The organism is Nakamurella lactea DSM 19367, from assembly GCF_000426645.1.
Classification (GTDB): domain Bacteria; phylum Actinomycetota; class Actinomycetes; order Mycobacteriales; family Nakamurellaceae; genus Nakamurella; species Nakamurella lactea.
The window spans coordinates 194,786-219,464 of record NZ_KE384550.1 but is presented as its reverse complement, the minus strand read 5'-3'; the positions used below and the strand labels follow the sequence as shown (position 1 = coordinate 219,464).

General features: G+C 69.3%; 16 protein-coding genes. 12 read left to right on the top strand and 4 right to left on the bottom strand.

Features of this window, described 5'->3' with window-relative positions:
* The first annotated feature begins 120 nt into the window (after positions 1-120).
* Genes K340_RS34795 through K340_RS0124545 form a run of 8 tightly spaced genes read left to right on the top strand, consistent with a single transcriptional unit; the run spans position 121 to position 10,469 of the window.
* The gene (locus K340_RS34795) at positions 121-1,128 is read left to right on the top strand and encodes a phosphotransferase family protein (RefSeq protein WP_051267566.1); all 1,008 of its coding nucleotides are present in this window, start codon (positions 121-123) and stop codon (positions 1,126-1,128) included.
* A gap of 32 nt (positions 1,129-1,160) precedes the next feature.
* Positions 1,161-2,156, top strand: coding sequence for a DUF7065 domain-containing protein (locus K340_RS0124575; RefSeq protein WP_029138640.1), 996 nt, complete (start codon positions 1,161-1,163; stop codon positions 2,154-2,156).
* Between the two features lie 44 nt (positions 2,157-2,200).
* Positions 2,201-4,279: a hydantoinase/oxoprolinase family protein gene (locus tag K340_RS0124570; RefSeq protein ID WP_029138639.1), complete on the top strand. Its 2,079-nt coding sequence runs from the start codon at positions 2,201-2,203 to the stop codon at positions 4,277-4,279.
* A complete protein-coding gene (locus tag K340_RS0124565) occupies positions 4,276-6,417 on the top strand; it encodes a hydantoinase B/oxoprolinase family protein (RefSeq protein WP_029138638.1) in 2,142 nt (713 codons plus the stop codon). The genes K340_RS0124570 and K340_RS0124565 overlap by 4 nt, the downstream gene beginning before the upstream one ends.
* A gap of 5 nt (positions 6,418-6,422) precedes the next feature.
* Positions 6,423-7,136 carry a PaaI family thioesterase gene (locus K340_RS33115; RefSeq protein ID WP_161632180.1) on the top strand — a complete coding sequence of 238 codons (714 nt, stop codon included), beginning with the start codon at positions 6,423-6,425 and terminating at the stop codon, positions 7,134-7,136.
* Positions 7,133-8,788, top strand: a complete 1,656-nt coding sequence (locus tag K340_RS33110) for an AMP-binding protein (protein ID WP_051267562.1) — start codon at positions 7,133-7,135, stop codon at positions 8,786-8,788. Before K340_RS33115 ends, K340_RS33110 begins: the two co-directional genes overlap by 4 nt.
* A 15-nt stretch (positions 8,789-8,803) precedes the next feature.
* Positions 8,804-9,943 (top strand): thiolase family protein, encoded by a 1,140-nt coding sequence (locus K340_RS0124550; protein ID WP_029138637.1) that lies wholly within the window; start codon positions 8,804-8,806, stop codon positions 9,941-9,943.
* Positions 9,944-9,989: 46 nt separating this feature from the next.
* A complete protein-coding gene (locus K340_RS0124545; protein ID WP_037366620.1) occupies positions 9,990-10,469 on the top strand; it encodes a pyridoxamine 5'-phosphate oxidase family protein in 480 nt (159 codons plus the stop codon).
* On the opposite strand, the gene K340_RS0124540 is transcribed toward K340_RS0124545, so the two are convergent.
* The 3 genes from K340_RS0124540 to K340_RS0124530 form a co-directional block, all read right to left on the bottom strand.
* Positions 10,456-11,550 carry a CaiB/BaiF CoA transferase family protein gene (locus tag K340_RS0124540; RefSeq protein ID WP_037366618.1) on the bottom strand — a complete coding sequence of 365 codons (1,095 nt, stop codon included), beginning with the start codon at positions 11,548-11,550 and terminating at the stop codon, positions 10,456-10,458. The two genes, K340_RS0124545 and K340_RS0124540, sit on opposite strands and share 14 nt — an antisense overlap.
* 78 nt (positions 11,551-11,628) lie before the next feature.
* Positions 11,629-13,785, bottom strand: coding sequence for a hydantoinase/oxoprolinase family protein (locus K340_RS33105; protein WP_051267560.1), 2,157 nt, complete (start codon positions 13,783-13,785; stop codon positions 11,629-11,631).
* Positions 13,782-16,103: a hydantoinase B/oxoprolinase family protein gene (locus K340_RS0124530; protein WP_029138634.1), complete on the bottom strand. Its 2,322-nt coding sequence runs from the start codon at positions 16,101-16,103 to the stop codon at positions 13,782-13,784. Before K340_RS0124530 ends, K340_RS33105 begins: the two co-directional genes overlap by 4 nt.
* A gap of 215 nt (positions 16,104-16,318) precedes the next feature.
* Here K340_RS0124530 and K340_RS0124525 point away from each other — a divergent pair, with 215 nt between their 5' ends.
* Positions 16,319-17,863, top strand: coding sequence for an acyl-CoA carboxylase subunit beta (locus K340_RS0124525; RefSeq protein ID WP_161632179.1), 1,545 nt, complete (start codon positions 16,319-16,321; stop codon positions 17,861-17,863).
* An 18-nt stretch (positions 17,864-17,881) separates the two neighbouring features.
* Entirely contained in the window at positions 17,882-19,510 is a 1,629-nt protein-coding gene (locus tag K340_RS0124520; RefSeq protein ID WP_029138632.1) for an AMP-binding protein, read from the top strand.
* On the opposite strand, the gene K340_RS0124515 is transcribed toward K340_RS0124520, so the two are convergent.
* Entirely contained in the window at positions 19,491-21,086 is a 1,596-nt protein-coding gene (locus K340_RS0124515) for an AMP-binding protein (protein ID WP_029138631.1), read from the bottom strand. The genes K340_RS0124520 and K340_RS0124515 overlap by 20 nt on opposite strands.
* Before the next feature lie 78 nt (positions 21,087-21,164).
* On the opposite strand from K340_RS0124515, the gene K340_RS33100 reads away from it, so the two are divergent.
* Both K340_RS33100 and K340_RS0124505 read left to right on the top strand, forming a co-directional pair.
* The gene (locus K340_RS33100; RefSeq protein ID WP_051267556.1) at positions 21,165-23,012 is read left to right on the top strand and encodes a carboxyl transferase domain-containing protein; all 1,848 of its coding nucleotides are present in this window, start codon (positions 21,165-21,167) and stop codon (positions 23,010-23,012) included.
* Between the two features lie 30 nt (positions 23,013-23,042).
* Complete coding sequence (locus tag K340_RS0124505) at positions 23,043-24,659, top strand: class I adenylate-forming enzyme family protein (RefSeq protein WP_029138630.1); 1,617 nt, start codon at positions 23,043-23,045, stop codon at positions 24,657-24,659.
* The last annotated feature ends 20 nt before the right edge of the window (positions 24,660-24,679 follow it).

Below are 24,679 nucleotides of genomic sequence, written 5' to 3'. Positions count from 1 at the left end.
GCCGTGCTCGCTGCCACCGGCCGGTCGCACCACACGATAGCAACCCAACCATCTAGTTGACATCGCGCGGGAATGGCGGTCTGATGGGAAGACCCGACGCGGAAGGATCGTGACGACCCGATGGTGCAAGTGAGGGTGTCGGCCTGGCTGGCCGAGATCCTGCCGGCAGCGGTTCCCCCGTTCGACATCGTCGACTTCCCTGGCGGCCGCAGCATGCTGACCAGCCGGCTCACCGACTCCACCGGCGCTTCGTGGGTGTTGCGCAGGCCACCAGCGAAATCCGCGCGCGGTGGCGCCCATGACGTCGGCCGGGAAGCGCGGGTGATGGCAGCGGTCCGCGACCATGGCGTGCCGGTTCCGGCCCTGCGGTACGTCGGCACCGGGGACGATCCGCTCGGGGTTCCGTGTCACATCACCGACTTCGTCGATGGTCGGGTGCTGGAAGGCCGCGATGTGCAACCGCCGGCGCCGGCCGTGATGACCAGGGCAACGCAGCAGATCGTGGACGTACTCGCCCGGCTGCACGCGATCGATCCGGATGCGGTCGGGCTGGGCGATCTCGGACCGCGCACCGATTACGTGGCCCGGCAACTGCACCGGTGGCGTGGCCAGATCGCCGGTGCCGCGGGCTACGGCGACGAGCTCAGCAGGGAGTTGGACGCCATCGCGGCGGCCCTCGACGCGTTCGGATTCCCGCAGTCGTCGCCGCGTATCGTGCACGGCGACTTCCGATTGGGCAATGCGATTGTGGCTGCAGACGGTGGCATCGCGGCCATTCTCGACTGGGAGCTGTCCACGCTAGGTGAGCCGCTGGCGGACCTCGGAATGCTGACGGCCTTCTGGACAGCGCCGCCGTCGGCGATGCTCGGCGCGGTGATGCCGACGTCCTTCGCCGGATCGATCGGCACCACCGAGGTCCTCGACCGGTACGCGGCGGCGAGCGAGCACGAACTCGGCGACTTCTCCGGATACCTTGCCCTGGCCTGCTGGCGATTGGCCTGCACCGGATACCTGGCCCGGTCACGCTATGCGGCCGGTGTGATGAACGACCGCATCGACTCCTCGACCTTCGAGGCGGCGGTGGCCCGCTGGGCAGCCGCCGCCCGCGAGGCGCTGGCAGCGCGGTAACCACTTGGGAGGCACCTGTGACAACGACAAAGATGACCCAGCGGATCGGTCCGGAGCACGAGGGCCGGCACCTCGCCGACGACGACCCGGCCTACAACGAGAGCTCGTACTACAACTTTGCGGACGCCGGCTCGGGCGTCACCGGATGGGTGCGGATCGGCCTGCAGCACAACAGGAACGCTGCTCAGGCCGGTGCCCTGTTCTTCCTGCCCGACGGGCGGACACTGTTCGCCACCGACAATGTCGAGACCTCGCAGCAGGACACGCTGGCGGCCGGGCCGCTGACCCTGGAGATCGCCGAACCCCACGTGAGGCAACACATCCGGTGGGACGGGCCAACCAGCGAGTTCACCGATGCCCGGGCGCTCACCGACCCCCGGTCCGCGTTCGCCGCGGCACCGCGGACGCCGGTGCGACTCGACCTGACCTGCTCAGGGCGCGGTGACTCGTTGGGTGCGGACGGCGAGACGAACGTGCTGGAAGAGACGATGGCCCGCGGCCACTACGAGCAGTTCATCCGGGTCCAGGGGACCCTGGCGGTCGGCGAGGACACCTTCGCGGTGTCCGGCGCCGGTCTGCGGGACCATTCCTGGGGTCCGCGGGACTGGGCCGGGCCGGTGCGCTATCGGTGGGTCACCGCGGCGTTCGCGGACGAGAGCCAGCTGATGCTGCTGCTGGTGAACCGCCAGGACGGCGGCACCACCCTGGAGGCGATGGAGTGGCGCGACGGCACTCTGCGCGATGTCCGGTTGGAGGACATCGCGGACAGCTGGACCGACGACGGGTTCATCGAGAAGGTGACCTGCCGGATCGTCACCGACCGCGGCCCGGAACGGATCACCGCCACCGTCCGCGACCGTCGTCAGCACACCCCGTTGCGGCACCGTCGTCCGGACGGTGCCGGTGGCGAGCTGATCACCAGAATCGGTTACGGCCCTTACTCCTTCACCCGCGACGGCAGCGCGGGAGCGGGCATCGTCGAGTCTCTTGACCAACTCATCGACGGTAGACCGGTGAGCATGCCGTAGCCGTCGACAGGTGCCACAGACTCATCTCAACGAGGAGACAACGGATGACAGCACTCGACACCACCAGCAGTGCCACCTGTATCGGAGTCGATGTCGGCGGCACGTTCACCGACGCGATCCTGTCGGACGGCAGCACGAGCTGGCGGGCAAAGGCGCCGAGCACCCCTGGCAATCTCGGTGCCGGCGTGCTGGAAGCCTGCGAGCGGGTCGCGCAGCGGGCCGGCACCACCCTCGACGCGTTGTTGCCGAGCGTTGCACGGTTCGGGCTGGGCACCACCGCGGTGACGAACACCATCGCCTCCCGCACCGGTCGGCGGCTCGGTCTGATCACCACCGAAGGCTTCGAGGACCTGGTGCCGATGGCACGCGCCATGCGCATCCATGCCGACGGCTGGCTGGTCACCCCGGATTCGCTGGTGGACCGGGAGCGCATCCGCGGCGTCGCCGAGCGCATCGACAGGTCCGGCACGGTGCTCACCGCGCTGGACCCCGCGCAGGCGGTGACCCAAGCGCGGTGGCTGGTCGACAACCACCGGATCGAGGGGCTGACGGTCTCCTTCCTTTGGTCGTGCGTCAACGACGACCACGAAAGCGCTGCCGTGGCGGCGATCCGCGCGGCATTCCCGGACCTGCCCGTCACCTCGGGCTCGGATCTGCTGCCGGTCGTCAAGGAGTTCGAACGCACCCAGTTCGCGTTGCTCAACGCCTACACCGGCGGGGCGCTGGACGGCGTCGATTCGCTGGCGGCCGAACTGGCCGATCGGGGGCTGCGGGTGGCGCCGCTACTGGTGCACTCCGGCGGCGGCTCGATCACGGTGGCCGAGGGCCGCCGGCTGCCGGCCACCATGGCCGAGTCCGGTCCCGCGGCCGGTGTCATTGCCGCCCAGGCGGTCTGCGCCGCCACCGGCATCACCAAGGCCGTCACCGGCGACGTCGGGGGTACGTCGTTCGACGTCTCGTTCATCTCCGACGGGGTAGCGGCCCGGCGCAGTACCGGTGAACTGATGGGCATCTGGACCGCACTGCCGATGATCGACATCAACTCGATCGGCACCGGCGGCGGGTCCATCGGCTGGGTCGACTCGTTGAACATCCTCCGGGTCGGGCCACGGTCGGCCGGTGCGGATCCCGGTCCGGCCTGCTACGGCCGCGGCGGAACTGCACCGACCGTCACCGACGCGCTGGTGGTCCTCGGCTACATCGACCCTGGGCACTTCCTCGGCGGCGAGATGACCCTGGACAGCGACGCAGCGCTACAGGTGTGTCGGGAGCTCGGCGAGCGACTCGGCATGAGCGCGATAGAGGCTGCCTGGGGTATCTGGGAAGTGGCCAAGTCCAGCATGACCAGGGCATTGCGCGCCCGGTTCGCCGAGCAGGGCGTCGACCAGCGGGAATTCTCGCTGATCACGATGGGCGGTTGCGGCGCCCTGTCCAGCGCCGAGATCGCCCGGGAACTGGGGTTGCGCGGGGTCGTCATCCCGGAGCTCGCCTCGGTGCTGTCCGCTTTCGGGGCCGCCACCTCCGATGTCCGGCGGGAGCGCAGCCGGGCGGTGTCGGTGCTGCTGCCCGACGACGGAGCGGTGCTGGTGCAGACCGCGAAGGAACTGGCCGAGGAGGTCCGCGCTGACCTGGCGGCCGACGAGGTGCCGGAGAAGGACATGACGATCGGGCTGATCGCCGATGTGCGCTTCTTCCGGCAGCACTACGAACTGCAGATCCCCTGGCACGGCGAGCTCGACGAGGCCGGCCAGGCGGACCTGGTGCAGCGGTTCACCGACGAATACGTGTCCCGGTACGGCTCCGGCGCCGTGTCGACCGGTGCGCCGGTGGAATTGGTGACGCTGCGCGCCTACGGGCTCGGCGCGACCGTACGGGCCACCATGACCCGCTACGACGACGGGCCCGGTGGCGCACCGCGGTCCGCCGGAAGCCGGCGGATCCATGTCGGCCGGGTTGGTGAGCCCGATGACGTGCCAACGGTTCTCAGTCGGGAACTGCAACCGGGGCACCGGCTCGACGGTCCCGCCGTGATCGACGCCGACGACACCACCATCTGGATCCCCGCGGGATTCACCGCCACCGTCGACTCCTACCGCAACCTGCACCTGGAGGCAGTGAAATGACCGTCACCGACGCCGGGTTCGACCGCGCCGCCGCAGACCCGATCGCCCTCGAGGTGTTGCGATCCCGGCTGCAGGCCGTCGCCGAAGAGGGCGCGATCACCATCGAGCGGACCGCGATCAGTCCCATCATCATCGAGAGTCGGGACTATTCCTGCACTCTGCTCGAGGCGGACGGCTCGATGATGGTGGCCGGCGGGGCCATCTCCCACCACTTCGGCATCTGCGGGCCGGCGGTGCACGTCACCATGGCCACCCACGCCGGCAGCATCGCCCCCGGCGACGTCTTCCTGTCCAACGACCCGTACAACGGCGGCGGCCTGCACCCGCAGGACGTCGTCGTCCAGATGCCGGTGTTCCACCACGACACGCTGATCGGCTGGGTGGTGAACTCCGGCCACCTGATCGACCTGGGCGGCATGGTGTTCGGGTCATGGTCCCCGGCGGCCACCGAGTGCTACCAGGAGGCGCTGCGGTTCCCACCGGTACGGCTGTTCCGTGCGGGGGTCGAACAGCCCGATGTCTGGGGCATCCTGCGCACCAACGTGCGCCAGTCCGCCATGGTGGAAATGGATCTGCGCAGCCTGGTGGCCGGCTGCCAGGTGGCCGCGGACAAGCTGATCTCCATCGCCGACGGCATGGGCACCGCCGGTTTCGTCGACGGGGTGGCCGAGTTGCGCCGGCTGGCCGAGGCGGAGATGCGCCGGCGGATCCGGCAGCTCGCCGACGGCGAGTACTCCTACGACATGTGGGTGGAGTGGCACGACGAGCTGTACCAGGTGCCCACCCGGATGACGGTGCGCGGCGACGAGCTGGTCTTCGACTTCGACGGCGCACCACCGCAGGCGGACCACTTCTTCAACACCCAGCCGCACATCGTGACCGCCGGGGTGGTCGGCGACATCTCGGATGTGCTCACCTACGACCTGCCGCTGAACGAGGGCATGTTCGCGCCGGTCACGGTGAACTGCCCGGCCGGCACCATCATGCACAGCGCGCCGCCGGCGCCGGTCGCCTCGGCGCACTGCGACGTCGCGCTGGCGGCATCGACCGCCGCCACCGAATGCGTGATGATGGCAATCGCGGCCTCCCAGGACAGTGAAGTGGCGCACCTGGCGACCGGGCCGATCGCGTCGACCACGCTGGCCATCCAGATCTGGGCCTACGTAGGACCTTTCGGCCCGGACGGCTGGATGATGCTGGACGGGGCGATGGGCGGGGCGGCGGCGGCGCACGACCACGACGGCATCGACCTGTCGAACTTCATGGTGTCCCGCGCGCAGATCATGGAGGCCAGCGACGTCGAGTCGCTGGAGGCGGCCTACCCGATGCTCGTCGACTTCAAGCGTGCCCGTGGCGGCGCGTTCGGCGAGGGCACCTTCCGCAGCGGCGGCGGTGCGCACATGCAGCTACGGCCGCACGGCGTACCGCAGATCGTCGGTCAGTGTCTGGCCATCCGCGAGGACATCCCGCTCAACGGGGCTGCCGGCGGATTTCCGGGCGGGGTCTGCGAGTTCACCCTGCACCGCGCCGACGGCACCAGCACCGCGCTGCCGGGCAAGAGCAGTGATGTGGTGCTCACCGACGGTGACGCGGTTGAATTCGCGCTGGCCACCGCCGGCGGCTACGGCGATCCGCTTGACCGTGACCCGCAGCGGGTGGCCCGCGACGTCCGGTGCAGTCGGATCACTGCTGAGGTGGCGCTGGCGTCCTACGGCGTTGTCATGCACGACGACGGCAGTCCCGACCCGCAGGCCTCCGACCGGCAGCGAGACGAGATCCGCGCCGAGCGCCTGCTGGCGGCCCGGCCGGCGGCGACAGCGGTGGCCGGCCCGGCCCGGCCCGGTGATCTGGACCTGCCCCCGCAGCGATTGTTCGTCGGGGTGCAGCGGCGCGGCGCCACCGCGGTGGCCGAGCAGAGCGGCGCGATCCTGGCACACGCGCCCGATTCGTGGACCTCGGGATGCCCGACCCTGGAACGGCAGGTGGCGCCGGCGATCATCGAGCGCACGTACCTCGACCCGCGGACCGGGCGGTCGCTGTTGGTCGAGGCGGTCCCGTCCGGTTCGCCGTTGAGTATCGTGTCGTCGCCCGATCACTGGACCCGCGCGGCACGCGAAACCAACCATATGGTTGGCTGAGTCGCATGACAGACGCGCCCGGCGTGCCGTCGATGATGGCCTTTCGCCGGATCTCGACGACGCGGGATCAGACCGCCGAGTCCGATCGCCTGCATGCGGAGCTCACCCAGTCCGTGCGCCGGTTGTCCGAGGCGCAGATCCTCACCGAGGTCGACCTCGCCGAGATTGCCGAGATCACCGAGCAGGTCAGGGTACTCACCGATCGGCTGCGGACCAGTGCCCGCGAGGACTGGTTCGGCATGGAACTCGACCATGACGGCGGCGGCCGTGAGCACGGCAACGCCGTCCTCGGGCTGCGCAACCCGTTCGCCTGCGCCACCGGCGCACAGGCGATCCGCTGGACGCCGGACGGCGCGCGGGCAACGCTGGACCTTGGCCCGCTGTACGAGGGACCCCAGGGCTGCGTGCACGGAGGCATCATCGCGATGGTCTTCGACCAGCTGTTCACCGAGGCGGCCGCTTCGGTGCAAAGCCTTGGCATGACGGCGAACCTGTCGGTGAGCTACCGGCGACCCACCCCGTTGGGTCGAATAGAGTTCGCCGGCCGGATGGACCGGGTCGACGGCTCGAAGCGGACTCTTGCCGCCACCTGTCACGACGCGGACGGGGTACTCACAGCCCAGGCGCAGGCACTGCTGATCATGCCCAGGTGGATCTCCGAGGATGCGGCGTGGCCGAAGCGGGAGATCGACCCGGCGCTGGGGATCGGAGTCTCATGACCGGGACCGAGGACGCGCTCGGCAGCCCGCTGCCGGCGCCTGGCCCGCCGACCACCGTCGATGCCGCGCTGCGGCAGCGGGTCGAGCAGGATCCGGACGGCCAGTTCGTCTGCTGCGACGACGAGCTGAACTGGTTCTCCGCGGCCGAAGTCGACCGGCGCAGCGACCGGGTGGCGGCAGGACTGGCGAGACTGGGCGTCGGCCAGGGCGATCGGGTGGCCTGGATCCTCCCGAACCGGATCGAGACCATCGACATCCTGTTCGCCGTCGCCAAACTCGGCGCCGTTCAGGTGCCGCTGAACTACTTCCTCAAGGGCGACTTCCTGTCCTACCAGCTGGACGACTGTGAACCGAAGGTGCTGATCGCCGACGCGGTCGGGTTGGCGGCCGCCGACGGTTATCTCGAACGGGCCGGTGTGCAGCAGATCGTCACGGTCGGTGTTCCTGAAGGTGCGAACGAGCCGGCCGGCGACGCGGTTCCCTTCTCCCGGCTGCTGGACGACGAGGGCGCCTACCGGCGGGCAACCCCGGATGCGTCGGACCCGATCACGCTGATGTACACCTCCGGTACCACCGCGGCGGCCAAGGGCTGCGTGCTGTCCACCGGGTATTACGTCAACGTAGGGCGCGCTTACGGCATGCGCGGCTGGGTGATCCCCGGCGACCGGGTCTACACCGGCTTCCCGATGTACCACTCGAGCGGCCAGATGGTCGCCTTCATGAGCGCGCTGGTCAACGACGCCTCCTTCGCCGTCGCCTCCGACTTCCACGCCTCCACCTTCATGGCCGACGCGGCCCGCGCCGAGGCGACCATGCTGGTCGGTGTCGGGGTGATGGGGGCGATGATTCTGGCGCAGCCGCCCCGGCCCACGGACGGCGCGCGGTCGTTCCGGATGGCCACCTGGGTGCCGCTGCCCGAGGCGCAGCAGCGGGAGTTCGCCGAGCGGTTCAAGACCCCGGTGATGGCCGAGGGATATGGGCAGACCGAATGCGTGCCGGTAACGAACACCGACCCGAACAGCCCCAGGGACCCGTCGACCTGTGGACAGCCTTCACCGTTGCTGGAGGTCCGCATCCACGACGAGTTCGACAACGAGGTGCCGCTGGGTGGGGCGGGCGAGATCGTGGTGCGTCCCAAGGTGCCCAACGCCATGTACTCCGGCTACTGGCGCAAACCCGAGGAGACGGCGATCGCCTGGCGGAACCTCTGGCACCACACGGGCGACTTCGGCAGGATGGACCAGAGCGGCGCGGTCAGCTTCGTCGACCGGAAGAAGGACATCGTCCGCCGCCGGGGCGAGAACATCTCGTCGCTGTCCATCGAGCTGCTCATCAGGGAGCTTCCGGCGGTGGCCGACGTCGCTGTCAGCGCCGTGCCGGCCGACGTCGGCGACGACGAGATGAAGGCGAGCGTCGTGCTGGCGCAGGGGGCGAGCATGGAGCCGTCGGACCTGATCGATCACCTCCGCGACCGGGTCGCCTATTTCGCACTGCCGCGGTATCTGGACATTCGAGAGTCATTGCCCGCCAATGCGCTCGGCCGGATCATGAAGCACGTGCTCCGCGCCGAAGGAACGGCCGGTAGCGTCGATATGCAGGATATGGGCCTGGTGGGTGGTCGGCGGGACCGCCGATCAACGGATGCTGGTTGAGAGAGGAACTGTCAGATGCGTGATGCGGTGATCGTGGAGGCCGTCCGGACACCGGTCGGCAAGCGCAACGGAGGACTGTCGGGGATTCATCCGGTCGAGCTCTCCGCGCACGTACTCGGTGCCGTCGCCGACCGGACCGGGCTGGAGCCCGCGCTGATCGACGACGTCGTCTGGGGATGCGTCGGACAGATCGGTGAACAGGCCTTCGACATCGCCCGTAATGCGGTGCTGGCGGCCGGATGGCCGGAGAGCGTCACCGGCGTGACCATCGACCGGCAGTGCGGGTCGTCCCAGCAGGCAGTGCATTTCGGCGCTGCCGGGGTGATTTCCGGACAGTACGACTTCGTGGTCGCCGGTGGCGTCGAATCGATGAGCCGGATACCGATCGGCTCCAATGCCGCCGGGCAGAATCCGTTCGGTGACAAGCTGCTGGCCCGCTACGGCGGGGTGACCCCCAATCAGGGAGTCGGCGCGGAGATGATCGCCGAGCAGTGGGGCCTGTCGCGCGGCCGGCTGGACGAGTTCTCGGTGGCGTCGCACGAGAAGGCGGCAAAGGCGCGCGCCGACGGACGCTTCGACTCCCAGATCACTCCGGTGCCCACCGCTACCGGCACCGTCACCGCCGACGAGGGCATCCGGTCCAGCACCCTGGAGAGCCTGGGTCGGCTGCGGACGGTGTTCGCCGAGGACGGCGTCATCACCGCCGGCAACAGCTCGCAGATCTCGGACGGCAGCGCCGCCATGCTGATCACCACCAGCGAGCTGGCTGCCGCACACGGGCTGACGCCGATCGTCCGGGTACATACCGCGGTGCTCGCCGGCGCGAATCCGGTGATCATGTTGACGGCACCGATTCCGGCGACCCAGAAGGCCTTGCAGCGCTCCGGTCTGTCCATCGACGACATCGGCGCGTACGAGGTGAACGAGGCGTTCGCGCCGGTGCCGTTGGCATGGCTCGCCGAGCTCGGCGCCGATCCGGCCCGGCTCAACCCCAACGGTGGCGCTATCGCCCTGGGTCACCCGCTCGGCGGCTCCGGTGCGCGCCTGATGACCACCCTGGTGCACCACATGCGGGACAACGGGATCCGGTACGGGCTGCAGACCATGTGCGAGGGTGGTGGCCAGGCCAACGCCACCATCCTCGAGCTGCTCTGACCCGGGCCGGCAAGTGTCACAGCAACGCCGCGGCCGTCGGATTGCCATGTCCGAGGCCGAGCGGGACGAATTCCTCGCCACGGAGCGGACCTGCCGGGTGGCGACGGTCGGCGCGCACGGTCCACATGCCACCGCGCTCTGGTTCCTGTGGCACGGCGGGAAGGTCTGGATCTATTCGCTCACCCGCTCGCAACGGTGGGCCGACGTGATGTCCGATCCCAGGATCGGCCTGGTGGTCGATGCCGGACACGAGTATGAGCAGCTGTGTGGCGTCGAGATCACCGGCCGGGTCGCCCAGGTCGGTGAGGTACCCCGGACCGGCGAGCCGGTCGCAGCACTCGAGATCGTCGAGAAGATGTTCTCCGCCAAGTATTTCGGTGGCGCTGCTGGCGGTGGAACGGCCCCCGACGGCACGGCGATGAACTACGACGGCAAGCACGCCTGGCTCCGGCTGGACCCGGACAAGATCGTCAGCTGGGACTTCCGCAAGATCCCGGCCGGCCCGGACGTCGCTACCTCGGGCTAGCCGTCCAGCCGGCGAGCACGCCGGGGACGTCGGTGTCGGCGGGCTTGAGCGGACCCGGGGCGCCGGGGGTGCGGGAGAACCGCGGTGACGGGGCCACCTGCGGGTGCCCATCGTGGGTGACGATGATCTCGCGGGCCGCGATGTGCGGGTGCTGCGCCGCCTCGCCGAAGGCGAGAACCGGTGTCACGCAGGCGTTCTTGCCATCGAACTCGGCCGCCCAGTCGTCCCGCGATCGGGTCGCGAAGATCGCCGTGAAGCGCTCCGTCGTTTGCGCCCAGTGGCTCCTGTCCATCTGCTCGGGCAGGTCCGCGGGCTCGATGCCCAGGCCGGCGAGCAGGGCAGCGTAGAACTGCGGCTCGATCGCGCCGACTGCGACGTCCTTACCGTCTGCGCAGGCGTAGCAGCGGTAGAAAGGTGCGGCCCCGTCGAGGAGGTTGGCGCCGCGTTCGTCGGCCCATCCGCCGGAGGGCAGCATCGCCCACAGCATCTGGGTGAGGGTGGAGGCTCCGTCCACCATCGCGGCGTCCACCACCTGACCCTGGCCGGACCCGCGGGCCTCCAAGGCGGCGGCCAGGATGCCGATCACCAGCAGCATCGACCCGCCGCCGAAGTCGCCCACCAGATTGAGCGGAACCGTCGGCGGCTCCCCGGGTTTGCCGATGGCGTGCAGCGCGCCGGTGAGTGAGATGTAGTTGATGTCGTGGCCGGCGGCCAGCGCGAGCGGCCCGGTCTGTCCCCAGCCGGTCATCCGCGCGTACACCAGGCGCGGGTTGCGGGTCAGGGCATCGTCGGGGCCGACGCCGAGTCGTTCGGTCACTCCCGGTCGATTGCCCTCGATCAGGACGTCGGCGTTCTCGACCAGATCCAACACGGCGCGACGGCCCGCGTCGGACTTCAGATCGAGCTCGATCCGGCGCCGGCCGCGCAAGGTCGGGTCGACCGGTGGCAGGAAGTCCGGCCCACCGCTCGGCCGTTCCACCCGGACCACGTCGGCGCCCAGATCGGACAGGATCATCGCGGCATGTGGTCCCGGGCCGATCCCGGCCAGTTCGACAACCCGCAATCCCTGCAACGGACCCATTCCCACTCCTTGCAATCCCAACTAGGCGGTTGATAACACTGTGACACTACCGCACCGGGCGGGTCGCCCGAGGTCGGCTCAGGTCCGCACGACGATGCTCTGGTACGGGTCGACGATCGCGCGCTGGTCGTGCCGGAGCACGAGCGTGGTGTCGACGAACTCGACGATTGCCGGCCCGATCACCTCGGACCCGACACCCAGATCCGCGCCGTCGTAGATCGGTGTCGGTACCGGGTTCCTACCCAGCTCGTACCAGATCACCTCGCGGGTACCTGTGGGTGTGACCTGGTGCGGGGCAACGGCATCCGATGCCGGCAGGTGCACCTCGGTGATCCGGGCGTGGGCGTTGATCCGGAGCGAGGTGATCATGAACCCGGCCAGTGGGTAGCCGCTGCCCTGGCCATACAGCCTGACGTACTCCGCCTCGAAGGCGTCCACCAGTTCCTGCACGGTCTCGGTGGTGTACTCCCCGCCGGGTGCCGGTATACGCAACTCGTTGACCTGCAACGTGTACTTCATCTCGACAAAGCGGTCGAAGACCGGGTCGGCGTCGAGCATCGAGGTGGGCAACGACTTCCGGACCGTCGCCTCCAGCTCGCGCCAGGCGTCGTTGAGCGCTTCCGGATCGAACGGTGAGGCCGCCAGCAGCGGCAGGTCCTGGACCAGTTGCGCCTCGGAGGCTGCCACCCCGAATGCCGACCAGCCGGCCGCCAGGTCCGACAGCGGGATCACCAGGGTGGAGATGCCCAGGCTGCGCGCCACCTGCGGACAGTGCACCGCGCCGGCGCCGCCGTACGCGTACATCACGCAGCTGCGCGGGTCGTAGCCCTGCTGGATGCTGGACAACCGGATGGCATCGGCCATCTGGTCGTCCACGATGCGGGCCGCGGCGGCCGCGGTCTCCTCGGCGCTGAATCCCAGCGGACCGCCGGCCGCTTCGAGCGCGTCGCGGGCGGCCTGTACACCGAGAGTCAGGTTGCCTCCGAGGAAGTTCTCGGGATTCAGGTAGCCGAGCAGCAGATCGGCGTCGGTGACGGTGGCCTCGGTGCCGCCCCGCAGGTAGGCGGCCGGACCCGGCACCGCGCCCGCGCTGCGCGGACCCACCCGCAGGCTATGCGTGTCCGCGTCGAAGGCGACGATGCTGCCGCCGCCGGCGCCGACCGACCGGACGTCAAGGGTCGGTACGAAGTACTCGAACTGGCCGTGCCGGGTCTCGGTCCTGGTGACAGGTTCGCCGCGCCGGATGACTCCGACGTCGAAGGTGGTGCCACCCATGTCGCCGGTGAGCACATTCACCGCGTCGAGGGCGCCGGGGTCGGCGTCACCGGCAGCCGTTCTGGCCAGCTTCCCGGCCCCGATCAGGCCGGCCACCGGGCCGGATCCGATGGTGAGCAACGGCAGCCGCCTGGCCCGGTCGACGTCGATGAGACCGCCGGTGCAGCTCATCACCGACAGCTCGCCGGCGTAGCCGATGTCGCGCAGCCGTTCGCCGAGCCGGGTGAGGTAGGCGCTGGTCACCGGGCCGATCATGGCGTTGATGACGGTGGCGACGGTGCGCTGGTACTCGCCGGGGCGGGGCACCACGTCACTGGACAGCGACAGGAATGCCTCCGGCGCCTCCTCGCGCACCAGTTCGGCCAGCCGGCGTTCGTGGGTGTCGTTGGCGGTCGACCACAGCAGGGCGATCGCGAAGGTGTCGGCGCCGGCGGCGACCCGCTCCCGGATCTGTGCCCGCGCCCGGTCCTCGTCGAGCGCGACCACCACCGCGCCGTCGGCGCCGACCCGCTCGTCGATCTCGACGATGTGCGACTTGGCGACCAGCGGGGCCGGCTTGGTGTGCGCCGGTCCGGCCAGATGCGCGATGTCACGCGCGTTCTCACCGGCCAGCCGGCGGCCGCCCTGCATGTAGTAGAGGGTGTCGGCGTGCCCGGCGGTGGTCAGCAGGGTCGCCGTTGACGTCCGATTCTCCACCAGCGCATTGGTAGCAACAGTGCAGCCGTGCAGGATGGCGCGGGCGCCGGCGATGAGTTCTTCGCCGGTGCTACCGAGCTGTCGGGCCGCCACGTCGATCGCGGCGATGAATCCCTGATGGAAGTCGGGCGGCGTGGACGGCGCCTTGCCGATGACGATCCGGCCGTTGCCGTCGATCGCCACGCAGTCGGTGAAGGTTCCACCGATGTCGACGCCGATCACGCACCCGGCGTGGTCTGTTCCCGATCGCTGTGCGGCGCTCATGCGAATCGGATCTCCTCTCCGATCGGGTCGCCCGATCGGGCGATCTCGGTGGTCATCAGGGTCTGGCAGCCCGGACAGCAGTACCTCCGGAACTCCATCTCGGCATCGAGGAAGAACCTCGGATCCTTGACCCGGGGCAGGATGTCGAGGGTCGCGATATCGACCAGCAGGCCGTGTTTGTAGCTACCGCGGTAGTCGGACAGTGGGCGCTCGCAGTGCCGGCAGGCCAACACCCTGGACGGACCGTCGTCGCGCGCGGTGAGGTGTTCGCCGACATGCCGGGGTGCCTCGCCCGTCGCCGGCGTGCTGGTCGGCTGATCGGCGACCGGAAGGGCCTGCGGGACCGCGGGCCAACCGGCTCGCTGCGCCCGCACCGATGTCCGCAGCTCGGCCGTCGCCGCCGGGTCCAACCCGTCGGCGGTGACGGCCACGCCGTAGAGCGCCCGGGCCGCGGCGGCCGAGACGTAGCCGAGTTCCACGTCGGTGGCCACCAGTTGCGGTTCCCGGTCGAGCGGGTCGCCGTAGCCACCGCCACCGCAGACGGTGCGGGTCAACACATCGCCGGGCAGGATCGGCGTGCCGTTGGACTTGCCGCGGATCACTTCCTCGCGGTCCGCGGACAGTTCCGGGATGTCCGTCGGCATGTGCCCGCCGGCGAACTGCTCGCCGACGTCGGTGCCGAACAACATCCGGTACTCCGCGGTGGGCGAGGGGTAACCGCCGAAGATGCCCATCGCCTGATTGGTCGACACTCCCTGGCCACCCGCATTGGTGACCATCTCGATGGAACGGGCGTGGTACGGCGTCAGGCCGACATCCATCCCGACCCCGCCGCGCCGGCGCCCGGCCCCGCCGGTGTCGGTGGCCTCGCGTCGGTACATCACCAGCAGCGGGTAGAACTGCTCGACGGATTCGATGTTGGCCATCCGGATCATCGGGATGTACGACGATCCGCTGGTGTTGGGGCCATCGCTGTGGGCGCGGGCGCCACCGCCGAATCCGCCGGCATCGGTAAGCGCGGTACCGAACACGTTGCCCCGCTCGTCACTGCCGGAGATCACCACCAGCGGTACGTCGGGGCCGGACACCACGATGTCGGCCTGCTGTTCTGGATCGCACGCCTGCAGCCGGCCGATGATGTTGTGCAGCCGCATGTATGCGCTGCTGACGTTCAGCACGCTGCCACTCACCGCGGCCGGATAATCCACGCACGACAGCGTTCCGGGCAGCGGCCGGAAGTCGATCTGCCGCTCGGCTCCGCCGAGCGAGAAGGTGTGCTCCCATAGCATCGTCTGGCCGATCACGCCCAGCACGATGCCGGCGAAGTTCATGTAGGTGAAGCCGTTCGGTCCCTCGATCTGCGCGTCGGTGCCGAGGTTGTCGACGATCAGCCGGTCGCCGCGCTTGGTGATGTTGAACTGCACCTTGTACGTTCCGCGGTCGCCGGGCAGCTTCTCGTCGAAGTAGAGCACGTCCGAGACCGTGCAGTCCGGAATGGCTTCGAGCTTGCGGGCGAAGGAGGCCTGCGCGGTATCCAGCACGCGGCGCATGGCCGCCTTGACGGTGTCGGCGCCGAACTCATCGCAGGTCTCCTGCAGGCGTTTCACCGCGAACCGGCAGCCGGACAGCTGGGCGCGCAGGTCCAGCGCGACCATGTCGGGCAGCCGCGACTGCCGCCGGTACATTTCCTCGAGATCGGGGCGTAGCACCCCCTTCTCGACGAGTTTGAACGGCCGGAAGATGATCGGGTCGCTGTAGATGTCCGGCGCATTCTGTGGCCAGCCGCCCGGCACGATGCCGCCGAGGTCGTACTGCTGCGCGGCGTTGGAGACCCAGCCGAACAGCTCGCCGTCGACGAACACCGGGGCGGCAATGCACACGTCCATCTGGTGCGAGGCGCCGATCCACGGATCGCTGGCCAGGAAGATGTCGCCCTCGCAGATGCCGGGGTTCTCCGACATGTGCTCCATGAGATACCGCACCACCAGCGGTGATCCGGTGTTCAGGTACTGGATGAACGGGGCGCTCATCACGATCTCGCCGTCCTCGGTGAGGATCGACATGTTGAAGTCCAGTGCCTGGAAGATCGGCGACCCGGACATCCGCGACAGCGTGTCACCGTGCCCGAGGTTGATCGTCCACAGCCGGTTCCGCAGTACCTCGAACGTCACCGGGTCAAGGTCCGCATCGGCGCTCTCGGCCACCTTCAGCCCGGGGGAGACCCGGGACCTCCAGTCCGGCGACGGCCGGTAGCTGTGGATCACGCCGTCCCAGGCAATGCTGTTGTAGGAGTTCAGATCGAAGTCGGCGGTAGTCATCGTCGGCGGTCCTCTTCTCGTCGTCGAGCGTCACGTCCGGGATGCGGCCGGCCGGGCCCATGGTTGCCGATGGACGCGTTGTTGCCAACCGATCCGTTGACAACCAGTCAACGGGTAGCGGCGGCCGCTGTCAATGCCGACCGGGCCAAGGCGAGCCAACCGGATGGTGGAGTATGGTCGCGACATCATCACTGATCGGCGATCAAGGAGACAGGTTGGCAGCCGGGTTGCCGGTCACCGACGAGTGGCACCGGAGCATCGGGGACGGCGCACGGGCCGATGCTGTGGCCGCTGTCCATGCCAGGGACCGGCTCACCGCGCGGGAGCGGATCGCCCTGCTGTGCGACGAAGGTTCGTTCACCGAGATCGGCGGGTTGGTCCGGGATCCGGTGGTCGGGGAACGGGCACCGGCCGATGGAGTGGTGACCGGATCGGCGCGCATCGACGGTCGGCCGGCACTGGTGTTGTCGCAGGACTATTCGGTCTTCGGCGGCAGCGTCGGGCACCTCGGCGGCGCCAAGACCGCCCGGCTGATCGACATCGCCCTGCGTGACGGCTGCCCGCTCGTCATGCTGCTGGACGGCGGTGGGCACCGGATCCAGGACGGGCAGAACTCCCGGGACTACGCCAATGCCGGGAACCTGTTCGCGCAGCTCGCCCGGCTGTCCGGTTACGCCCCGATCGTCGCGGCGGTGCTGGGGCCGGGCTTCGCCGCGAATACCAACTTCGCCGCGCTGGCGGACTTCGTGGTGATGCGGAGTGGCCACGGCACCATGGGCATCGCGGGGCCGGCACTGGTCGCCGCCGCCACCGGCGAACAGCTGACGTCGCAGCAACTGGGTGGCACCGAGGTCCAGGTGGACCGCCAGGGCCTGGCCGATCTGGCCGTCGACGGCGAGCAGGAATGCCTGGACGCGCTGCGGACCTTCCTCGGTCTGCTCCCCGGCAACGCGACGCAGCCGACGCCGGCGGCGCCCGCCGACCCCGCCGACGACGACCCGGCCCGCGGCCTGCCGCTGCGCGAGCTGGTTCCGGATTCGTCCCGGCGGATGTACGACATCCGGCCGGCCGTCCAGGCCATCGCCGACGCCGGCAGCGTCTTCGAGCTGAAGCCGACGTTCGCCCGCAATCTGGTCAGCGCGCTGGTCAGGGTCCGCGGCCGCACCGTCGGCGTCATCGCCAACCAGCCGCTGCACAAGGGCGGCATGCTCGACGCGAACGCCTGCGAGAAGGCGGCGCATTTCATCGGCCTGTGCGACGCCTATGGGATTGCGTTGGTATTCCTGATGGACGTTCCCGGCTTCGCGATCGGGTCGGCGGCGGAGGCCTCCACCCTGGGGCGGCGCAGCGCCAAGATGCTGTTCGAACTCGGACATGCCACGGTGCCGCGGCTGTCGATCGTGCTGCGCAAGGGGTATGGACTTGGCTACGTCGCCATGTCCGGCAGCCAGGCGTTCTCCGGAGATGCCTGTCTCGCCTGGCCGACGGCCGAGATCTGCGCCATGTCCGTCGAGGGATCGGTGGACGTCGCCTACCGCAAGGACTATCAGCGGGCCGCTGACCCGGACGCCCGTCGGGCAGAGCTGATCGAGCAGATCCGGGCGCAGGTGGGGCCGCTGCAGGCGGCCGCGGGATTCGGGGTGGACGACGTGATCGACCCGGCCGAGACCAGGGCACGCATCGTCGAGGTGCTCGACCGCGCGCCGACCCGGCGTCGGTTGCCGATGCCACCGAAGGTCCGTGGCATCTCCCCGATCTGACCCGCTGCGGAGGAATCGATGACGCTACCCGAGTTGTCCGAACGAACGCTGTTGCGCGCGTATCGGCGCGCGCTCGAGGCCACGCCGGACGCGATCGCGCACATCGACCCCGATGGCGAGTGGACCTTCGAGCAGAGCTTCACCCGCAGCAGCCGGTTGGCCGGCGGACTGGCGCACCTGGGGGTCGGACGCCGGCACCCGGTCGGCCTGTTGCTGGACAACTCGGTCGACAACGTGCACCTGTGGATGGGGGTCGCGCTGTCCGGTGCCATCGAGGTGCCGATCAGCACGGCCTACAAGCATCGGTTCCTCACCCATGTGCTCAATGACTCCGGGTGCGAGCTGCTGGTGGCCGAGGCGGACCTGGTCGAGCGGTTGCTCCCGATCGCCAAGGATCTGACCCGGCTGCGGACGGTGGTGGTCCGCGGGGACCTCGACGCAGCGGCCGCCCTGCGCGACCGGTTTGCGGTGGTGCCGTGGGCGGAGCTGGAGGCCCATGGGGAAGCCGATCCGGTGGATGTCGACCCGGCGGAACTGCTGGCGATCATGTACACCTCCGGCACCACCGGCGCGTCCAAGGGCGTGATGTGTTCGCACGCCCACGCGTATACCTACGCATCCCAGCAGGACGACCCGAACCACCGGCCCCGGCAGGGCGACCGCGTGCTGCTCACCCTGCCGATGTTCCACATCGGCGGCCAGTGGGCCTGGGTCTATCGATCACTGATCCACCGGTCGACCTGCATCCTGGAGCGCGGCTTCTCGGTCTCCAACTTCTGGGACGTCGTCCGGCGACGGAACATCACCGTTACCGGGCTGCTCGGCAGCATGTCGGAGCTGCTGTGGCGGCAGCCTCCGCGGCCGGACGACGCCGACAACCCCTTGGAGATAGCCATTCTCGCCCCGGCTCCGTCGGACCTCGATGGCTTCCTGGAGCGGTTCGGGGTGCAAGCGATGACCGGATACGGAATGAGTGAGATCGGTCAGGTGACCTCCGGCCCGGTCGGATCGGTGATCGGCAACGAGGGCGGGTTCCGGCGAGGGATCTACCAGTTGCGGTTGGTCGGCGACGACGGGCAGGACGTCGCCGACGGCCTCGGGGGCGAGCTCTGGGTCAAACCCGACGAGCCACTGACGGTGACGTCCGGGTACCTCGGCCTGCCGGAGGCCACGGCGGCGCTGATCGATCCCGAAGGCTGGCTGCACACCGGCGACGTGCTGCGCCGCGACGAGAGCGGTCGCTACTACTTCCTGGACCGGGTCAAGGACGCGCTGCGCCGTCGTGGCGAGAACGTGTCCAGCTTCGAGGTGGAGAGCGTCATCAATGCGCACCCTGACATCGTGGAAAGCGCCGTGGTGGCGGTGCATTCGGAGCTGACCGAGGACGAGATCAGGGCGGTCGTCGTCCTTCGCGAAGGTGCAGTCTTCGACCCGATCGGCATCACCGGGTATCTGGTCGAACGGTTGCCGTACTTCATGGTGCCGCGCTATCTGGAGACCGCGGCGGAGCTGCCCAAGACACCGTCGCAGAAGGTGCGCAAGGCGCAGCTGCGCGACGCCGGGCTCGCCGCCGACACCTGGGATCGCGAGGCGGCCGGCATCAAGCTGGGCAGTGGCCGCACCCGGGTCAGAGGCGGTCACGTTTGATGCTGATCCCCGCCGCCTCCCGGTCCCAGGTATCGGGGGTGACGCCATCGGCCCGCAACCGGTACTTCTCCACCTTGTTGGTCGGGGTCGCCGGCAGCGCGTCGACGATCCGGAGGTATCGAGGGATCATGAAGTGCGCCATCCGGTCCCGCAGGAACGTGATGATCTCGACGAAGTCCAGCTGCGCCCCGGTGACCGGCGCGATGACGGCCAGCACCTCGTCCTCGCCGTGCTCGCTGGGCACCGCGACCACGGCCGCCAGCCGGACGCCGGGGTGGGCCTGCAGTTCCTTCTCCACCTCGAACGACGAGACGTTCTCGCCGCGCCGGCGGATGGCGTCCTTGAGCCGGTCGACGAAGTAGTAGTTCCCTTCGGCATCCCGGCGCAGAGCGTCGCCGGTGTGCAGCCAGCCGTTCCGCCACAGCGCCGCGGTCGCCTCGGAGTTGTTGTGGTACCCGGTGGCCAGCGCCCACGGCAGGTCGCTGCGCAGGATCAGCTCGCCGGTCTGTCCGTCCGCCACCTCCAGGTCGTTGCCGTCGACCAGCCGGGCCTGGAGCCCGGGCCGTATCCGCCCGGCGATCCCCGGTATCGGCGGATTGACCTCGCTGACGATCGGCGTCGGCGTTTCGGTCATGTTGAAACAGGTGTAGATGTCCACACCGAACCGGTCGGCGAACGCCCGCGGGTCGTCCGACAGCGGCATCATCACCACCTGGTCCAGTCCGTGGTCGCGATCGTCGGCCGCCTCCGGCTGCTTCAGCAGGAAGGTTGCCATCGCACCGACCAGCACCCCGGAGGTGATCCGGTATCTGCGCACGTCCGCCCAGAAGCTCTGCGTGCTGAACGATTCGAGCATCACCAGCGAGCCGCCGTTGATCAGCGAGTTGTGCACCACTGCAGCACCGCTGGTGTGGAACATCGGGCCCACCAGCATCATTCGGGCGCCCCTGCGGGTCGGGATGGCGGTGATTCCGGTGTAGCCCTGAAGGTAGGTGGTGACCACCCCCTTCGACGGGCCGGTGGTGCCGGAGGTGTACATGACACAGTGCCGATCCCAGGGTTCGATCGGCTGCTCGAGCCCGGTGAGTGCGTCCGGATCGCCGTCCAACGCCGCCTCGGGCAGCACCCGGATGCCCTCGACGGCCGGCGACTCGCCGATGGCGATCACGGTGTGCAACCCGCCGTGCTCGACCGACGCCAACCGGTCGAGCAGACGGCTGTCGGCGATCAGCACCGAAGCGCCGGAGTTCTCGATCACGTGCTCGAGCAGTCCGCCGCGGTACGCGGTGTTGAACGGGGTGTAGACCGCACCCAGGTAGCTGATCGCGGTATAGGCGACCAGCGCGGCAGGTCCGTTCGGCAGCCACACCGCCACCAGATCACCCGGCCGGATCCCCAACTCGTGCAGGCCGGCCGCAACAGACCTCGTGCGACGCAACAGCTCGGCGTTGGTCCACTGCTCGCCGGTCCCGTCGAAGACCGCGAACACCTCGTCCGGTGCCTCTGCGGCCCTGGTGTCGATGAGGTTCCGGATCACGCACTCGTCGCGAGTCGGCATGTCGGTCAATGCCGTCATCTCCTTGCGGTCGGATAATTTCAACCAAATGGTTGGCATAGTCTGGCGGACAGGGCTGTCGAGTTCAAGGAGGAGACAGTGGAGCTCACCCGGCCGACAACGCTGGTGTCGCCGCTGGGCGGATCCGTCGTCGCTGTGGGCGTCACGCCCGGCGACCAGGTGGGCGCCGGCGACCTACTGGTGGTGATCGAGGCGATGAAGATGGAGTATCACCTCGACGCCGAACACGCCGGCATGGTCCGCGGCGTCCACGTCGGTGTCGGCGATGTGGTGACCGAAGGGCAACCGCTGGTCGACGTCGACGGCCTGCCGGACACCGCCGGCGGAGCCGGACAGACCGAAGAGATCGGTCCAGGTGGCATCCGCGCCGATCTGGCTGCGGTGCTGGTTCGGCGGGCCATGTTGCGGGACGAGGCACGCGGGGCGGCGGTGCGCAAACGCCACCGATCGGGGATGCGCACCGCCCGGGAGAACGTCGCCGACCTCACCGATGGCGGGCTGCTGGTGGAGTTCGGCGGGCTGGCCGTTGCCGCACAGCGCCGCCGACGGGACATCGCCGATCTGCAGGCCGAAACGCCCGCCGACGGCATGGTCACCGGCATCGGCCGGGTGAACGGCGCTGTCTTCCCGGATGATCGGACCGCTTGCGCGGTGTTGGCCTACGACTACACGGTGTTGGCCGGGACCCAGGGCTACTTCAACCACCGCAAGACCGACCGGCTGCTCGAGCGGGCATACACCGATCGGCTGCCGGTGGTGCTGTTCGCCGAAGGCGGCGGCGGACGGCCGAGCGACGTGGACATCCCGATGGTTGCCGGCCTGAACGTGCCGACCTTCTCGTCGATGGGTGCGCTGGCCGGCCGCGTGCCGACGGTCGGCATCGCCGCGGGACGATGCTTCGCCGGAAACGCCGCCCTGCTCGGGTGTTGTCACGTGGTCATTGCGACCACGAACTCCACCATCGGGTTGGGGGGCCCCGCCATGATCTCCGGCGGTGGGCTCGGGGTGTACGCGGCGGAGGAGGTCGGTCCGATCGACGTGCAGACCCGCAACGGCGTGGTGGATATCGCGGTCGCGGACGAGGCCGGGGCGGTCTCGGCGGCCAAGAGGTACCTCGGGTACTTCCAGGGCGGGCTGCCCACCTGGGAACACGCCGATCAGCGCCGCCTGCGGGAACTCGTTCCGCAGGACCGCAAACGCGCGTACGACGTCAGGGCGGTGATCGACACGATGTTCGACACCGACTCGGTTCTGGAGCTGCGAGCGGCGTTCGGCGCCGAGATGGTCACCGCGCTCGCGCGGATCGAGGGTCATCCGGTCGCGGTGCTGGCCAACAACCCGGCCGCGGGCGGCGGTGCGATCTCCGCGGACGGCGCCGACAAGGCTGCGAGGTTCCTCCGGCTGTGCGACACGTTCGCGTTCCCGGTCGTCAGCCTCTGCGACACCCCCGGGTTCCTGGTCGGCCCGGAGTCGGAGAAGACCGCCGCGGTACGACATGTCGCCCGGCTGTTCACGCTTGGCGCGCACCTGACAGTCCCGCTGCTGACGGTGGTGTTGCGCAAGGCATACGGTCTGGGCGCGATGGCCATGGGCGCCGGCAATTTCGGCACCACCGCGATGACCGTGTCCTGGCCCACCGGCGAGTTCGGCGGCATGGGGGTGGAGGGCGCCGTCCGGCTCGGGTTCCGCGACGAGCTGGCGGCGATCGATGACGAATCGGCCAGGCGGCGACGCTTCGACGAGTTGGTCGCCCAGTCGTACCAGCGGGGCGGTGCGATGAACGCCGCTTCGCACCTGGAAGTGGACGACGTCATCGACCCGGAACGGACGAGGGCGACCATCGCGGGTGCGCTGCTGTCCGCCGGCGGCCCGGCCAAGGACGGCTGGGTGAATCCCCATGCCCGCAATTACGTCGACACCTGGTAGCCCCGCAGGATCAGCGAAAGGAAGAATCGGATGTCGCAGTCACAGCCGGAGCTCGCCGCCGGACGATCGGAATTCCTGCCCAACGATCCGGAAGTCCCGTTGCGGGTCACCATCGGCACGGCCCTGCGGTCGGCGGTGCAGCAGTGGAGCGCCGAACCCGCCTTCCACCAGGTCGTTTCGGGCCGCTTGCAGCCGGTGAGCTATGCCGAGCTGCTGCGGCGCGTCACCCCGATCGCCGATGCGCTGACGGCGGCGACCGAACCGGGCGAACGGGTCGCGGTCTGGTCGCAGAACTGCACCGAATGGATCCTGTTGGAGTACGCGTGTGCGCTGTCCGGGACGATCCTCACCCCGTACAGCACGGCCTGGTCGGACGGTGAAGTTCGGCACGCCACCGAGCTGACAACGCCGGGCCTGGCCTTCGTCGGCACGGATTCCCGCGGTCGGTCGGTCGCCGGGCGGGCACGCTCGATCCTCGGCGGCGTCGCCGTCCATCGGCTGGCCGATCTGGCGGAATGGGCTGCCGCCCAACAGGTTGCCGTCCAACAGGTTGACGGCAGTGAGCCGGATCGCCTGGTGTCGCCCGATGATCCCTTCCTGATCCAGTTCACCTCGGGGACGACGGGCCGGTCCAAGGGCGCCCTGGTCAGCCACCGAGCCGGCCTGAACGCTGGGTACCTGCGCGCCCGGCACGACCGGGTCGTACTTCCGGGCGACACCTGGCTCAACCCGGTGCCGTATTACCACGTGGCCGGCAGTTGCAGCGTGATCCTCGGTGCCGTCACCACCGGTGGGTCGTTCGTCGTGTTGCCCCGCTACGAACCGGACCAGGCGGTCGGGTTGATCGACGCCGGCGGCATCACCCGGCTCGGCGGCGTGCCGATCATGGTGGAACAGATCCTCGACGCGTTGGTGCAGCGCGGCAGCACCCCGCGACTGAACTCGGTGCCGACCGGTGGCGCCACCGTCAGCCAGGCGCTGGTACGCCGGATCGGCGACACCCTCGGCGCCACCGTCGTGGTCGGGTACGGCCAGTCCGAGTGCCCGATCATCACCAACAGCGACCTCGACGATCCGCCCGAGGTCATCGAACGAACCGTCGGCCGTCCGGTGGAGGGCACCCGGCTACGGCTGCTCGACCCGCAGAGCGGCGCGGTCGTGCCACTGGGTGCGGTCGGTGAGATCGCGGTGAAATCGCCGGTGACGATGAACGGCTACTTCGGCCAGCCCGACGCCACCCGCGAGGCGTTCACCGATGACGGCTTCCTGCGGACCGGCGATCTCGCCTCCATGGACGAACTCGGCCGCCTCACCTTCTTCAGCCGGGCGCGGGAGGTGATCATCCGCGGCGGCGAGAACATCTATCCGGCCGAGGTCGAAGAGGTGCTGCTGTCCCATCCGGCCGTTCGCGGTGCGACCGTGGTCGGCATCGACGACGAACACTGGGGTGAGCAGGTTGCGGCCGTGATCCAGTTGACCCCGGGTGCACACGTCACCGGCGACGGACTGCGGGAGTGGCTGTACGGGGAACTCGCGCACTTCAAGATCCCGAAACACTGGGTCTTCGCCGACGAGGTCCCGATGACCTCGTCCGGCAAGGTCCGCCGGCTGGCGGTCCGGGACGACCTCAACGCCAGCCTGCGCTAGACGCCTGCCTGCGTGAGACG

Bases quoted from the DNA above. Each gene is read 5' to 3' on its own strand.
- K340_RS34795 (WP_051267566.1), top strand. From the start codon at position 121: ATGGTGCAAGTGAGGGTGTCGGCCTGGCTGGCCGAGATCCTGCCGGCA.
- K340_RS0124575 (WP_029138640.1), top strand. From the start codon at position 1,161: ATGACCCAGCGGATCGGTCCGGAGCACGAGGGCCGGCACCTCGCCGAC.
- K340_RS0124570 (WP_029138639.1), top strand. From the start codon at position 2,201: ATGACAGCACTCGACACCACCAGCAGTGCCACCTGTATCGGAGTCGAT.
- K340_RS0124565 (WP_029138638.1), top strand. From the start codon at position 4,276: ATGACCGTCACCGACGCCGGGTTCGACCGCGCCGCCGCAGACCCGATC.
- K340_RS33115 (WP_161632180.1), top strand. From the start codon at position 6,423: ATGACAGACGCGCCCGGCGTGCCGTCGATGATGGCCTTTCGCCGGATC.
- K340_RS33110 (WP_051267562.1), top strand. From the start codon at position 7,133: ATGACCGGGACCGAGGACGCGCTCGGCAGCCCGCTGCCGGCGCCTGGC.
- K340_RS0124550 (WP_029138637.1), top strand. From the start codon at position 8,804: ATGCGTGATGCGGTGATCGTGGAGGCCGTCCGGACACCGGTCGGCAAG.
- K340_RS0124545 (WP_037366620.1), top strand. From the start codon at position 9,990: ATGTCCGAGGCCGAGCGGGACGAATTCCTCGCCACGGAGCGGACCTGC.
- K340_RS0124540 (WP_037366618.1), bottom strand. From the start codon at position 11,550: ATGGGTCCGTTGCAGGGATTGCGGGTTGTCGAACTGGCCGGGATCGGC.
- K340_RS33105 (WP_051267560.1), bottom strand. From the start codon at position 13,785: ATGAGCGCCGCACAGCGATCGGGAACAGACCACGCCGGGTGCGTGATC.
- K340_RS0124530 (WP_029138634.1), bottom strand. From the start codon at position 16,103: ATGACTACCGCCGACTTCGATCTGAACTCCTACAACAGCATTGCCTGG.
- K340_RS0124520 (WP_029138632.1), top strand. From the start codon at position 17,882: ATGACGCTACCCGAGTTGTCCGAACGAACGCTGTTGCGCGCGTATCGG.
- K340_RS0124515 (WP_029138631.1), bottom strand. From the start codon at position 21,086: ATGACGGCATTGACCGACATGCCGACTCGCGACGAGTGCGTGATCCGG.
- K340_RS0124505 (WP_029138630.1), top strand. From the start codon at position 23,043: ATGTCGCAGTCACAGCCGGAGCTCGCCGCCGGACGATCGGAATTCCTG.